The sequence below is a fragment of the Rhizobium lentis genome, assembly GCF_017352135.1.
Classification (GTDB): Bacteria; Pseudomonadota; Alphaproteobacteria; order Rhizobiales; family Rhizobiaceae; genus Rhizobium; species Rhizobium lentis.
Genome location: NZ_CP071454.1, coordinates 4,373,267 through 4,386,508, shown reverse-complemented (window position 1 = coordinate 4,386,508; position 13,242 = coordinate 4,373,267). Strand labels below are relative to the sequence as shown.

The window sequence follows — 13,242 nt, the reverse complement described above, 5'->3', positions numbered from 1 at the left end:
CATCAGACCGTCCTCCCTTCCGACGTTCCCAGGATACCTTGCGGCCTGACGAGGATGATGACGATCAGGAGAACCAGGGGCAGGGCGGCGCGGTACTCCGCGGTGACGTAGGCGGCTGTCAGGTTGTCGAGAACGCCGATTAGCAGCCCTCCGACCAGCGCGCCGCGAATCTGGTTGAAGCCGCCCACGATCGCCGCAATGAAAGCGATCAGGCCGAGCGTTTCACCATTCGAAAACTTGGCGAGATAGACAGGCGTGATCAGATAGGAGGCGAGGGCGGCGAGCGCGGCATTGATCAGGAAGGTATAGAGGATCATCCGCTTGACATCGACGCCGAGGATCTCCGCGACGCCGGGATTTTGCGCGGTAGCCTGCATGCAGCGCCCAGTGCGCGTGCGGTTCAGGAACAGCGTGAGGAGGACGACGATACCGAGGCAGAGTACGAGGTTGAATATGTCCTGCATCGAAAGGATCGCGCCCAAAACGTCGATGGGGTCGTTCGGGAACATGGCGGGGAACGGCTGGGCCTCCGCCGAGTAGAACTCCTTCACGCTTTCCTTCAGCAGGATGCCCAGTGCCATTGTCGCGATGATCAGTGTGATACCACCATGGGGAAGGATGGGCTCTACCATGAGCTTTTTGAAGAGGACGCCGAGAATGACCATCGACAGTACGAGGCCGGCCAGCAGGGCCATCCAGAACGGCATTCCGAGGATGCTCATGCAGGCCAGCACGAAAAAGGCAGGCAGCATCACGAACTCGCCCTGGGCGAAGTTAACGGTTTGCGCGGCCTGCCATACCAGCGTAAAGCCGATGGCGACGAGCGCGTAGATGGAGCCGGTCGCCAGACCGGACAAGAGAACCTGTAGGAATTGGGACATCGTGCCACTCTTTCGATGGCCGCGGCAGGACAGGCTGCCGCGGCGAAGCGGAGGTTGATCAGTTGGCGGGGACCGTGCCGATGACCGCAGCCTTGCCGTCCTTCACCTGCACGATGAAGCTCGGACGCGACATTTCTCCCTTCCCATCCCAGCAGGTGTCGAGAAGGATCTTCGGATAGTCCGCCGCCTTCAGGCACAGACCATGCATCTTTTCGGCGAAGGCTTCACCGTCCAGCTCGCCGACCATCTCGGTGACGTATTTGGTCGTCCACGTTCCGATATAACCCTTGATCGCGTCATGGGTGGGCTTGCGCTTGAAAATCTCTTCGAATTTCTTGTCGAAGGCGCCGATGCCCGGAACGTCCGTTGCCGCGGCGGTTAGGCCGACATGGGCGATCGCGCCATCGGCGGCCGGGCCGGCCAATTCCACCACCTTGGCTTCGGTAAGCGTAACCTCTCCGACGAGCGGCATGGCCAGGGACTGCTTCCTGGCCTCGATCAGGAAACGCGCCGATTCCTCCTGATTCATGTAGACGAAGACGGCATCCGGCTGGGCCTGCTTCAGTTTGGCGATATCGGCGGCGTAGTCGGCCTGGCCCTGTTCGGACGAGACGTCGGCGACGACCTCGATACCGGTTTTCTTCATCTCGCTTGCGAAAACATCGTGGCCGCCCTTGCCGAATTCATTGTTCACCCAGGCGATGCCAACCTTCTTGGCCTTGAGCGTGTCGGTGAAATAATTCGTCAGCGCGGGAATGCCTTTCTGGGAACCAGACGACGTGCGGAAAACAAAGGGATTGCCCTTCTGGACGATGCTCGGCGATTCCGACCCGACGAATTGCGGCGTGCTGTTTTGCTGTGCCACCAGCATGTTGACCATCGTCGAACCGGAATAGATCGTGCCGAGGATCGCATATGCTCCCTCATCGATCGCCTTCTGAACGAGCGCGCGCGAAACCTGAGGGTCGGTCTGAGTATCATATTCGCCGAGTTCGATCTTCTTGCCGAGGATTCCGCCTTCGGCATTGATTTCCTCGACCGCGATCTTGACGCCGTCACGCCAGTTGGTGCCAGCAGGAGCGCCGGCGCCGGACAATTCGACGACCATGCCAAGCTTCACGGTATCTTCGGCTCGGGCCGCGCCCGCTCCGATGAGCAGCGTGGACGAGATTGCGAGCAGATATTTACGGTACATGCAGTCCTCCCAGTAAAAACAGACCGGTTCTTAAGGGCGCCGTCTCCACGCGCCACCGGCCTTCACGTCAGCAGGAGACGAAAGTCAGTCTCGTTTCAAGCCTACTTCCCGTTCGCTCGGTCGCGTCAGCAGGAAGTCCACAAGCGTCGCGGCCTGCGCGTCGAACATTCCGGCACCCGTCATGGTTCGGCATCCGCGCCGCCGCGCCTCCTCGATCAGCGGCGGAACTTCCGGTTTTGTGACCACGCAGGCCACGAATTGTCGCGATTCCAGTTTGGATACGTCGATCGGCAGGGGATCCTCCGGCCGCATGCCGAGGGGCGTGGCATTGGCAACGAGATCGTAGCCTGCCGGATCTGCGCTGCCGACGACAAGCCGACCGCGATAATACCTGTCAAGCTTGGCGATGACGGCGTCTCGCCGCTCGCGGTCGATGTCGTGGATCGCAAGCAATGACGCCCCGCGTCTCATGATTTCGAGCGCGATAGCCGCTCCCGCCCCACCGCATCCGATCAGCAGGCATTTGCGGCCGGCAACGGCAAACCCCTGTCTTTCGATCCCGTCCAGATATCCCAACCCGTCGGTATTGTCTCCGTGCCAGCCGTCATCCAGCCGCCGCACGACATTGGCGGCTTCCACGAAAGCAGCGCGATCCGTCGCCGTTGCACATAAACGGAATGCCTCCTGCTTGTGCGGAACGGTCACGAGGATTCCGCCTATGTTGCGAACCGTATGCAGCGCCTGGAAAAGGGTAGGTAGATCGGCGGCGGCCACATGCATCGGTACGACGACGGCTTCTTCACCCTGGTCAACCAGAAGGCGGGTGAGGACGCTTGGCGATCGCACCTGGTCGATGGGATCACCCACCACTGAAAAAAGCCTTGTGCTTCCCGAAGGAATGAAACCTGTCATCGATCGTCCATCTCATCGCTGGAAGTCGAGCATCGACCCAGCGGTTGGCCGATCTAACTCCCGAGAAAAATCTAGCGATAGCTGGCCGGTAGATCGAGTATCATTTTTGCAGCCTTCCATAACATGATGTTAATGGCGTGCGTAAGCCATAACGAACGGATGGTCAGCGGCTTCATCTATCGCGATGTTGCTGAAGAGGTTTCCTTCGCTTCGAGGATCCGGCAGCCTTGATCGAACTCGCGCTTTTCATCTCGTGGCGCAAAAGCTGGCGAAAGTGCTCGGCATAAGCGGACAGGGGCAGGTCCCTGCGGTAGGCGATGTAGGTATGAAAGATACTGTCGGCGTCGATTTCGATGCTCTTCAATCCCCGAACCATGCCATGCGCCACGGTGAATTCATCAATGATAGCTATACCGAGACCGGCAGCGACAAGGCTGCAAACCGTCGTGCCGAAGCGGGCCTTGATGTTCATCCGGTAATCGATGCCGTTGTTGATAAACATTGCCGCCATGATCGCCCCATAGGGATCCTTGGGATTGATGCCGATCAGCGGATGGTCGGACATTTCCAGCGGCGTAATCTTGTCCTTTGCGGCTAAAGGGCTGGTCTCCGGAACGATGCATAACAGCCTGCCACTTGCCAGCGGCTCGAATTCTATCAGCGGATGGTCGAAGCGGGACGAGATGGCGACCAATTCGCCGCGTCCGAGGAGCAAGTAGTCTATCGCCTCCTCGATTTTGAGAATGTTGACGTCGAGCGAGAGATCCGGAAAGCGTTGCCGCAGCTTCGCGATGGCCCGCGGAACCATGACGTTGGCGATGCTCGGCACGGATGCGATGCAAAGCTCTTGGCTCTGGCCGCGGCCGAGGCCTGCCACGGCCGACTGCAGATCGTCGATCTTTCGATGGACGGTGTCGAGCAGATCGAAGATGTTGCGTGCCTGCGAGGTCGGTACGTAGCGTCCGGCACGCCTGTCGAACAGCCTGATGCCGAGGGAATCCTCGGTATACTTCATGAGGCGGCTGAGGCCGGGCGCCGAGACATTCAGCAGCCGCGCGGCGCCCGCGATGCTGCCGGTGACCATGATGGCCCTTATTACCTCAATTTGTCGTAAAGTCAGCATCGACAGCCAAGCCATGGTGAAATGCAAGAACGACCAGCATGCCTTACCGGCCAAAGCTTTCGCAAGAGTGGGATTGGTGCCTTCAAGAATCCTGATCGTTCGTTCAGGGAAACGGATTTGACGCCGTCTGCGATCGGCGGCACCCTGGCGCAAGCAAAGGGAGACGACCTATGAGCGAAGAACATACAGGCGGCTGTCTTTGCGGCGCCGTTCGATTTTCAATTCGGGGGAAGCCCGGACCCGTCGTCGGTTGCCACTGTTCGCAATGCCGCCGTCAGACGGGATTTTATTATGCCGCAGTCAACGTGCCGCGCACGGCGCTTTCGGTGGAAGACGAAAAGGCAGTCCGCTGGTATCGGTCAAGCGAAGAGGCGCGGCGCGGCTTCTGCTCGAATTGCGGCTCCGCATTGTTCTGGCAGGGTGACGGACGGTCGGAAGTCTCGGTGATGGCTGGAGCCTTCGACGAACCGAGCGGCCTTGCCTTCAGCCACCATATCTACTGTGCCGACAAGGGCGATTTCTACGAGATAACCGACGGCCTACCGCAATATGATAGGTATCCCGTCTAGTTGATTGCGTATGCCGCGTCAGGTCTTGGCTGCAAGCGCTGCGCTAAGACGGGCTACATCTTCGCGCAGCGCCGTCAGTTCGGTCAGCACGCTCATGTCGATCTTCTGGTGCAGCGACAGCACTTCGAGCTCGGCCTTGAGATTGACTTCGTAATCCTTGGCGGCCTCGAAGCGGTCGCGCTCGGCCTGGCGGTTCTGCGACATCATGATGATCGGCGCCTGAATGGCGGCGAGCATCGACAGGATGAGGTTGAGAAAAACGAAGGGGTAGGGGTCGAAGGCGCCGCTCGCCATGACGATGGTGTTGACCACCGTCCAGACGACGAGGAAGGCCAGGAAGCCGAGGATGAAGGACCATGAACCGCCGACACGGGCGATGCTGTCGGCGATACGTTCTCCAAACGAGGCCTCGGCAGAAAAGGCGGCGTTGACGTCGGTCGAGATGATCTTGCGCTCGTGCGCTTTCGCCAGCACGCGCTTTTCCGTGTCGCCGAGTTCGTCGGTCGGTTTGTCAAAATGATGGTGCACGAAGGTCGAGAAGTTATTCATGGCCTGTTTCCGATGACCGTTATCGATGCTGACGCTTTCGCGCGTCAGTATTCCGCTCCGCCGGCAAATTGCAATGCATCGGTGCCATAGCCCCCAGCGCTCTGTTCACAAAAAATTCGTGCGCCCGATGCAACCCTTTGGCCGCGAACGTGTTGCGGTAACGGGAGCCGCAGGCTAAACAAATGACATGACACAGGAAAACGCTCTCTCCGATATCTTTCGCATCGCTATCGGCCAGCTCAATCCGACGGTCGGCGATGTCGCCGGCAATCTTGCCAAGGCGCGGGAAGCCCGCGCCGATGCGGGTCGGGAAGGCGCGCATCTGCTCGTCCTGACCGAGCTTTTCATCTCCGGTTACCCGCCGGAGGATCTGGTGCTGAAGCCGGCCTTCATCCGCGCCTGCTGGAAGGCGGTCGAAAGTCTTGCAGCCGACACCGCCGATGGCGGGCCGGGCGTCGTCATCGGATTCCCCAGGCAGGACGAGACGGGGCGTTATAATTCCGTCGCCGTGCTCGACGGCGGCAAGGTGATCGCGGTGCGCGACAAGGTCGATCTGCCGAATTACGGTGAGTTCGACGAGAAGCGCGTCTTTCATCAGGGTGCCATGCCTGGGCCGGTGAATTTTCGTGGCATCAGGCTCGGCATTCCGATCTGCGAAGATATCTGGGGTGATCTCGGCGTCTGCGAGACGCTGGCCGAAAGCGGGGCCGAGATCCTGCTGTCGCCGAATGGTTCGCCCTATTATCGCGGTAAGGTCGATATCCGCCATCAGGTGGTGCTGAAGCAGGTGATCGAGACCGGCTTGCCGCTGATCTACGCCGCCCAGCTCGGCGGCCAGGACGAGCTCGTCTTCGATGGCGCGAGTTTCGCATTCAACGCCGACAAGTCGCTTGCCTTTCAGATGAGCGAGTTCGAAACGGCTCTTGCAGTGACGACGTGGAAGCGCGGTGATGCCGGCTGGCACTGCGCCGAAGGGCCGGTGGCACGTATTCCCGAGGGTGAGGAGGCTGATTACCGCGCCTGCCTGCTCGGTTTTCGCGATTACGTCAACAAGAACGGCTTCAAGACCGTCGTGCTCGGCCTTTCCGGCGGCATTGACTCGGCGATCTGCGCGGCCATCGCTGTCGATGCGCTGGGCGAGGAGCGGGTGCGCACCGTCATGCTGCCCTACCGCTATACGTCCGAGGATTCGCTGAAAGATGCGGCCGATTGCGCGAAAGCGCTCGGCTGCCGCTATGATATCGTGCCGATCGAGCAGCCGGTTACCGGCTTCAGCAATGCGCTGTCCGATCTCTTCGAGGGCACAGAGAACGGAATTACCGAGGAGAACCTGCAAAGCCGCGCGCGCGGCGTCATTCTCATGGCGATTTCCAACAAATTCGGCGCGATGGTGGTGACGACGGGCAACAAGTCGGAAATGTCGGTCGGCTACGCCACGCTCTATGGCGACATGAATGGCGGCTTCAATCCGATCAAGGATCTTTACAAGATGCAAGTCTATGCGCTGGCGCGCTGGCGCAACGAAAACGTGCCGCCGACTGCGCTCGGGCCGTCGGGCGAGGTGATCCCGCATAATATCATCGACAAGGCACCCTCGGCCGAGCTTCGCCCGGACCAGAAGGACCAGGATTCGCTGCCGCCCTATCCCGTCCTCGACGATATTCTCGAATGCCTGGTCGAGAAGGAGATGGCGGTCGAGGAGATCGTTGCGCGCGGTCATGACGTCGCGACCGTTCACCGCGTCGAGCACCTGCTCTATCTCGCCGAATACAAGCGCCGGCAGTCGGCGCCCGGCGTGAAGATCACCAAGAAGAATTTCGGCCGCGACCGGCGTTATCCGATCACCAACCGGTTCCGGGATCGCTGATGGCATCGAAATTGCCGATGCGATCGGACCGTTGGCGCGATCGGGTATCACGGAGGAAACATGCGCAGCTCGGTCGAGATCTATAATGTCGGGACGGGCAGGGCTCGCGAGGTCTGGCAGACCGACAAGCTGGTGGAGGCGCCGAATTTCTCGCCGGACGGTTCCTACCTGCTGTTGAACGGTGACGGGCTGCTCTATCGACTGCCGCTCGACGGCGGCGAATTGGTGAGGGTCGACACCGGCTTTGCCGTCAACTGCAACAACGACCACGGCATTTCGCCGGACGGTACTCAGATCGTTATTTCCGACAAGACGGAATTCGGCAAGTCGGCGATCTATACCCTGCCGATCGAAGGCGGCACGCCGCGCCTCGTTACCGAAAACCAACCGTCCTACTGGCACGGCTGGTCGCCGGACGGGCGTCAACTTGCCTATTGCGGCATTCGTGAAGACCTCTTCGACATCTATACGATTTCCGTCGATGGCGGCGCCGAGACGCGGCTGACGCATGGCGAGGGACGCAACGACGGACCGGATTATTCCGCCGACGGGCAATGGATCTATTTCAATTCCAGCCGCACCGGGTTGATGCAGATCTGGCGCATCCATCCCGATGGCACCGGCCTCGAGCAGGTAACGTCGGACAATCAGGGCAACTGGTTTGCCCACCCGTCACCGAGGAGTGACAAGGTGCTGATCCTGTCCTATGACCCCTCGGTTTTCGATCATCCCCGCGATCTCGACGTGCGGCTGCGTTTGATGGACATGGATGGCGGCAACCTCAAGACGTTGTTCGAGCTTTTCGGCGGGCAGGGCACGATCAACGTGCCCTGCTGGTCTCCTGATGGCGGAGAATTCGCCTATGTGCGCTATTTCCCGGCCGGCTAAGCCGCTGCCGCTTTGCGCCGCGCGCCAGCGGCTCTCGCCAGATCTTCCAGCGCTGTCACCGACATGTCCCAGCCAATGCAGCCGTCGGTGATGGATTGGCCGTAGACCAGCGGCTTGCCGGGAACGAGATCCTGGCGGCCGGTGACGAGATTGCTTTCGATCATCATGCCCTTGATATGCTGGTTTCCGGCGGCAAGCTGCGAGGCGACGGATCTGACGACGCGTGGTTGGTTCATCGGATCCTTGCCACTGTTGGCATGGCTGGCGTCGATCAGGATACGCGGGGTCAAGCCGAGCTTGACGGCTTCGGCGGCAACGGCCGCGACGTCGGTTGCTTCAAAGTTCGGCTGTTTTCCGCCGCGCAGAATGACGTGGCAGTCCTCATTGCCCGTTGTCGAGGCGATAGCGGCCTGTCCGTCCTTGGTGACGGCCGGGAAATGATGCGGCTGCGACGCGGCGGCGATGGCGTCGAGTGCGACCCGCGCGCCGCCATCGGTGCCGTTCTTGAAGCCGATCGGGCAGGAGAGACCGGAGGCGAGCTGGCGGTGGATCTGGCTTTCGGTCGTACGCGCGCCAATCGCGCCCCAGCTGACGAGATCGGCGATGTATTGCGGCGTAATAGTATCGAGGAATTCGACGCCGGCCGGAAGACCCATGGCATTGATGTCGAGCAGCAGGCGCCTGGCAATTCTCAGCCCTTCCTCGATGCGGTAGCTGCCGTCGAGATGCGGGTCGTTTATCAGGCCCTTCCAGCCGACGGTCGTGCGGGGCTTTTCGAAATAGACGCGCATGACGATCTCAAGATCGTCGATGAAACGGCGTCGCTGTTCCTCCAGCCGGGCTGCATAGTCCCGCGCGGCAATCGGGTCGTGGATGGAGCAGGGGCCGATAACCACGATCAGGCGATCGTCTTCGCCCTGAAGAATTTTATGGATCGCATCACGATTGCTGGTCACGGTCTCGGTGACGACAGCGTCGCGATGAATTTCCGCAATGACATCGGCAGGTTTGGTGAGCGGCGTGATCTCGCGGATTCGCAGATCATCAATGGTATCAGACACGGCATGGCTCCTGTTTGGTCATACCGTGCGGAATAAAAAAGCCGCCAGGTAGACTAGCGGCTGTTCGGGTTGTCGTCGCGTCGACTTCAGTTACGCATAGACCCGCATCCGCTGGGAGCAGCGGTAGCAATAAAATCGCGAGGCGTAGATTGAAGTCGTCGACATCAAGCGTATGTAGCGTCGCGGCCATCCATTGTCACGCAATATTTGCGGTCGGAAATCAGGAGTTCGCGGGCAGGTCGCTAAGGCCTGTGATCAGTTGCGATCTATGAGGTGACGCACAGTGCCGGCGGCCAGTCGATGGGCCGCGGAGCTCACGAAAGCCTGCAGATTCCCCAATCGCCAGAGATGTGATTCTTGAGGTGTCGGCGAATCAGCAGGCGCCGACCGAATGGCACGTCGTTATGCTTTGCGATCGGTTCAGGTTGGCGGATGGTGCGTGTGACGGCTGTCGTCCTGCCGTCTCCTTCGAGACTTGGGGATTTCAGCCATGCCAGGGGTGCGTTTCGCGCGGTCTTGGCCTGTCTCAGCGCTGTCCCCGTCGCCGATCTGGCAAAATTGGTAATTTGCCGGCCGAACCCATATATTGACGCGCGGCTGCGGCTCAGCCGAACTGCTCGACGCGGCGAGTCGTCGGCGGTGCTGTTGTTGCCCGCAGAGACCCCTTTGACGGTAGTTGCTGCAGCAGCCAGGCCGCGGTCTGTGCGGTGATCGTGACGTGCTTGTCGTTGTTGCTGCCGATCCAGGCAGTCAGATCCGACGTCGCATCGCCGACGCTGCCGATCAGGTCGTCGTTGCTGTACACGTCGAGCGAACTCAGGGACAGCGCGCTGATGGTCGGCACGAAACAAGCCGAGTCGTAATTGATTGTCGAAGGATAACCGCCGTTGTCGAGCTCGTAGCCGAGGGTGCTGAAGAACGTGTCCGTTCCACCCGGCGCCGATTCGTACTCGGGTGTTTGCTGACCCTCGCCACAAACAGTGACGAAGGTACCTCCGCCGCCGGGAAATTCGAGCTTGAGCTGGCACACAGCATTGGGGAACGTGGTCTTGTTTCCTTCATCATCGTACACGGTGGCGGTGAGCCCTGGTGACGTCATCACATACAGGGCCAAACTGGCCACTATCCCGCCTTCGGCCGAGAGCACGTAATCGGAAGCCGGCGTCCCGTTCAGCGAGCCGTCGGTCGCGCCGTTTGAAACGCCGAGCAATGTCGGCCGCTTGGGAAAATTGCCGTTCGCCGACAGATTGTTCGACAGGTTGGCGCGCAGCGGAGAGACGCCTGTGGTGATGTCGGTGTAGGTCGTCCCATTGACCCAGTAGATCAACATTTCCTGGGCAGCGTTGCTGTTCAGCAGCGCCGCCGGCGCCTCCACCGATGGATCCTGTGTATAGAGCCAGACAATCTGGATGAAGCCCTGCACGCCGACGGGCACGGATGCACCCAGGTGCGGCGTGTCATACGAAACGTAATAGCTGGTCTGGTGCGGAATGTTGTTGGTCTCCATGTAGGCGAGTGCGTAGCGGGCCACGAGGCCGCCCATGCTGGCGCCGCCGACGACGAGCTCGGTGTCGGACGAGGTCATGTTGATCGCATACTGAACCGCTGCCATTACAACGCCCGCATTGGCCTCGACATACGTCATGCCGTCGTCGAAGCCGATCAGTACCAGATCGTATCCCTGTGCGAGCAGATCCTGGGCCAGGTTCTGCTCGTTGAAGATATTCCACAACGTGTTGATCGAATAGCCGCCGGGGAAACCCTCGGCCATCAGCAGCGGATTTGTCAGTGTCGTGTTGCCGCTGCCGTAAAACACGTATGCATAGCCGGTCGCAGTTACACCCTGGAACGTGATCGGTGAATAAAGCGACCACGTCTCGTCCGGTATCGGTGCACTTTGCTTGGCAATGGTGAGCCGACAGCCAGTGGCATGGCGACCGGCTCCGGCCAGTCGCACACGAATGCACCGGTGACCGGCGCTCGGATACATAACATCCACGGGCTCGTCGAGCTTCACATTGCGATAGCCGGTACCGTCATCGAAATCGATTTCGAACTCCCGCGGCGTTAGACCTGTATTGTCAATCACGAGATCGCTTGGCACTACGTAGCGCATCTGTAGTCCGTCGTGGCGTTCGGGGAGCAGTCGAAGGATGTGGTATTCCTGCTTGCACAGCGGTGCGGCGAAGAATGCCGCCTTGTCCTCGAGCGATCCCGGTGCAGGTGTCGGCAACGAGCCGCCTGCACGCACAAAGCGCGACAGTTCGTCGGCGAAAGCTTGGCACGGCGTTCCGTAGCGAATATTTGCTATCGCCACCGGCATGAGACCGCACGCGCGGTGGCGCGCGGCGCGCCTCGATCTCCGCCGGCGAAGGCACTGGCGCACCCGCAATGGCGCCGCGATGCAATTCGGAGTAGAGCCACCGCCAATGCCGGGGTTCAACTGGGTCCCTCTGTACGCCGTCGAGCATCGATTCCACGTCGGGCCGGCGCATCAGTGGCCAGCGAAACACACCGCCATGCAGAATGCTGGGATCAGCGAACTCATGCATTCGCGAGCGAATCGTTCGCACTCGTTCGAATGCCGCTCTTGTGTGTCCGGGGGTGTCAGCCATTGCGTGCCTCCATCCGGGATTCCTTCGGTCTCGGGCCCAACTGGCGTGCCACGGCTGCGACGCCGACCGAAGCGGTGTCGCTCGACATGTTCTCGAAGCAGAGGCTTTGGTTATCCGAGAAATCGATCTCGACGCCCGGATACCAGCTTCCGCCGCCCTTGAAATTGGTAATTTTCACCCACCAGCCGTTGTCGAGGCTGCAGGTCAGCACCGGTTCGTCTCCGAATGTCGCCTGCCAGGTGCCCGACGCTGAGAAACCGATTTCCGAGAAAGGCGCGCCAATGACCGATGCCGTCACCACGCATGTGAGGGGACCTGACAGCGCGACTTCGATGCTGATGGAGCCTTCGCCTGATCCGATCGGAAAGTGATCCCACTGGAAGCCGCCCTGAACCAGTAGGGTGCTCGAGTTCATGGTGACCGTCGGGGTGGCGCCATTGTCGCCTTCATTATTGAGGCTGTGCCATGCGGAGACGTTGAAGAAATCGAATCGGCCGGTTGCCCCATTCTCCAGCCTTGGCATCAACGCCGGAATATCGACAGCCGTGTTCGTCGCCCAGAACGCCGCGCCCGAAGTGTCGTAGAAGACCAGGTTGGCGTCGACCTGGACTGTCAGATAACCCGGTGAGGCGTTGTTTGTGTTGGAAGCCCATAACAGATCTGAACCGTCATAAATGACCAGGTTGCCGTCGGTCTGCACTTCGAAGCGAGCGGCTACGCCAAGACTTGTTCCCGACGCCCAGTACGGAAAACCCTGGAAGCTTGAATTAGCTACAGGTGGCGGCCCTGCGACTTGGTACAGCACCAAGTTTCCGTCAGTCTGCATCACAAGGACGTACGACTCGTTTGCGCTGATTGCCCACTGGTTCGACTGCATGCTGGTTCCGACTGGTATTTCGCCGCGCGGCGCCGCGATCTGATCTCCGAGCGTGACTGTCAAAGGGTCCATCTAAGCCTCCTGCTGTATGCGATTGATCGAAGCCGTAGGCCATCACACGCCGTGTACCACGCCGGGAGCGTGTTTCCTAAAGCCGGTGAATCTACCTTCGGTTGATCCGACAATAGCCTAGGATGGCGCTGACGCCACCGCCCGCTCTTATTTATCGTAGGTTGTGGTTAATCGTTAATATCTACGCATGATAGAAGTTTGAATAAAGTACGCGGGCACAAAGCGCTTAGCGGACAGAAAAAACCAGCGCTCAAACAAAGAGACAGAGCGGCGAAGGCGGTTCCGAGTCCGCGTTTCGCAGGGCCAGGCTTATGCTATGGCTAGGGCCTGTGATCAGCTAAGGAGAATGATGGCGTTGTATGGCGCCGAGGAAGTTGGTTGCGCGCTTGTCGTAGCGGGTTGCGATGGGCCGGTACTGTTTGAGCTTTGCGAGGAAGTTCTCGATGAGATGCCGGGCCTTGTAGAGTTCTGTGTCGAGTTGCGTAGTTGTGGCCTCCACGGCCAGGCAGGAAATCTTTGATCCTTTCCATTGATCAACGCAGCAACGCATAACGACGTGCCATTTTGGTGCCTTCTGATTCGCCGACACCTCAAGAGGCACATCTCTGGCGATTTGGGAATCTGCAGGCTTTC

11 protein-coding genes are annotated in these 13,242 nt (G+C 59.9%); 3 read left to right on the top strand and 8 right to left on the bottom strand.

The window, feature by feature from the left end:
- Positions 1 to 2: 2 nt before the first annotated feature.
- The 4 genes from J0663_RS21435 to J0663_RS21420 all read right to left on the bottom strand — a co-directional run bounded on the left by J0663_RS21435 (position 3) and on the right by J0663_RS21420 (position 4,111).
- On the bottom strand, positions 3 to 881 hold the full coding sequence (locus J0663_RS21435; protein ID WP_207242348.1) for a branched-chain amino acid ABC transporter permease: 879 nt from the start codon (positions 879 to 881) through the stop codon (positions 3 to 5).
- 58 nt (positions 882 to 939) lie between these two features.
- A complete protein-coding gene (locus J0663_RS21430) occupies positions 940 to 2,076 on the bottom strand; it encodes an ABC transporter substrate-binding protein (RefSeq protein WP_207242347.1) in 1,137 nt (378 codons plus the stop codon).
- A gap of 84 nt (positions 2,077 to 2,160) precedes the next feature.
- Complete coding sequence (locus J0663_RS21425) at positions 2,161 to 2,988, bottom strand: shikimate dehydrogenase family protein (protein ID WP_207242346.1); 828 nt, start codon at positions 2,986 to 2,988, stop codon at positions 2,161 to 2,163.
- A 172-nt stretch (positions 2,989 to 3,160) separates the two neighbouring features.
- On the bottom strand, positions 3,161 to 4,111 hold the full coding sequence (locus tag J0663_RS21420) for a LysR family transcriptional regulator (RefSeq protein ID WP_207244563.1): 951 nt from the start codon (positions 4,109 to 4,111) through the stop codon (positions 3,161 to 3,163).
- A gap of 170 nt (positions 4,112 to 4,281) precedes the next feature.
- Here J0663_RS21420 and J0663_RS21415 point away from each other — a divergent pair, with 170 nt between their 5' ends.
- Positions 4,282 to 4,680, top strand: coding sequence for a GFA family protein (locus tag J0663_RS21415; RefSeq protein ID WP_207242345.1), 399 nt, complete (start codon positions 4,282 to 4,284; stop codon positions 4,678 to 4,680).
- Positions 4,681 to 4,698: 18 nt separating this feature from the next.
- Here the strand turns inward: J0663_RS21415 and J0663_RS21410 are convergent, their stop codons facing one another.
- Complete coding sequence (locus J0663_RS21410) at positions 4,699 to 5,229, bottom strand: DUF1003 domain-containing protein (RefSeq protein ID WP_207242344.1); 531 nt, start codon at positions 5,227 to 5,229, stop codon at positions 4,699 to 4,701.
- Positions 5,230 to 5,416: 187 nt separating this feature from the next.
- Here J0663_RS21410 and J0663_RS21405 point away from each other — a divergent pair, with 187 nt between their 5' ends.
- Positions 5,417 to 7,096, top strand: coding sequence for an NAD+ synthase (locus J0663_RS21405; protein ID WP_207242343.1), 1,680 nt, complete (start codon positions 5,417 to 5,419; stop codon positions 7,094 to 7,096).
- Positions 7,097 to 7,156: 60 nt separating this feature from the next.
- On the top strand, positions 7,157 to 7,984 hold the full coding sequence (locus J0663_RS21400; protein ID WP_207242342.1) for a TolB family protein: 828 nt from the start codon (positions 7,157 to 7,159) through the stop codon (positions 7,982 to 7,984).
- On the opposite strand, the gene J0663_RS21395 is transcribed toward J0663_RS21400, so the two are convergent.
- The 3 genes from J0663_RS21395 to J0663_RS21385 all read right to left on the bottom strand — a co-directional run bounded on the left by J0663_RS21395 (position 7,981) and on the right by J0663_RS21385 (position 12,609).
- Positions 7,981 to 9,045, bottom strand: a complete 1,065-nt coding sequence (locus tag J0663_RS21395; protein WP_207242341.1) for a 3-deoxy-7-phosphoheptulonate synthase — start codon at positions 9,043 to 9,045, stop codon at positions 7,981 to 7,983. The genes J0663_RS21400 and J0663_RS21395 overlap by 4 nt on opposite strands.
- A 604-nt stretch (positions 9,046 to 9,649) precedes the next feature.
- Positions 9,650 to 11,488 (bottom strand): esterase/lipase family protein, encoded by a 1,839-nt coding sequence (locus tag J0663_RS21390; protein WP_207242340.1) that lies wholly within the window; start codon positions 11,486 to 11,488, stop codon positions 9,650 to 9,652.
- Positions 11,489 to 11,652: 164 nt separating this feature from the next.
- Positions 11,653 to 12,609, bottom strand: a complete 957-nt coding sequence (locus J0663_RS21385) for a hypothetical protein (protein WP_207242339.1) — start codon at positions 12,607 to 12,609, stop codon at positions 11,653 to 11,655.
- Positions 12,610 to 13,242 lie beyond the last annotated feature (633 nt).

Bases quoted from the DNA above. Each gene is read 5' to 3' on its own strand.
- J0663_RS21435 (WP_207242348.1), bottom strand. From the start codon at position 881: ATGTCCCAATTCCTACAGGTTCTCTTGTCCGGTCTGGCGACCGGCTCC.
- J0663_RS21430 (WP_207242347.1), bottom strand. From the start codon at position 2,076: ATGTACCGTAAATATCTGCTCGCAATCTCGTCCACGCTGCTCATCGGA.
- J0663_RS21425 (WP_207242346.1), bottom strand. From the start codon at position 2,988: ATGACAGGTTTCATTCCTTCGGGAAGCACAAGGCTTTTTTCAGTGGTG.
- J0663_RS21420 (WP_207244563.1), bottom strand. From the start codon at position 4,111: ATGCTGACTTTACGACAAATTGAGGTAATAAGGGCCATCATGGTCACC.
- J0663_RS21415 (WP_207242345.1), top strand. From the start codon at position 4,282: ATGAGCGAAGAACATACAGGCGGCTGTCTTTGCGGCGCCGTTCGATTT.
- J0663_RS21410 (WP_207242344.1), bottom strand. From the start codon at position 5,229: ATGAATAACTTCTCGACCTTCGTGCACCATCATTTTGACAAACCGACC.
- J0663_RS21405 (WP_207242343.1), top strand. From the start codon at position 5,417: ATGACACAGGAAAACGCTCTCTCCGATATCTTTCGCATCGCTATCGGC.
- J0663_RS21400 (WP_207242342.1), top strand. From the start codon at position 7,157: ATGCGCAGCTCGGTCGAGATCTATAATGTCGGGACGGGCAGGGCTCGC.
- J0663_RS21385 (WP_207242339.1), bottom strand. From the start codon at position 12,609: ATGGACCCTTTGACAGTCACGCTCGGAGATCAGATCGCGGCGCCGCGC.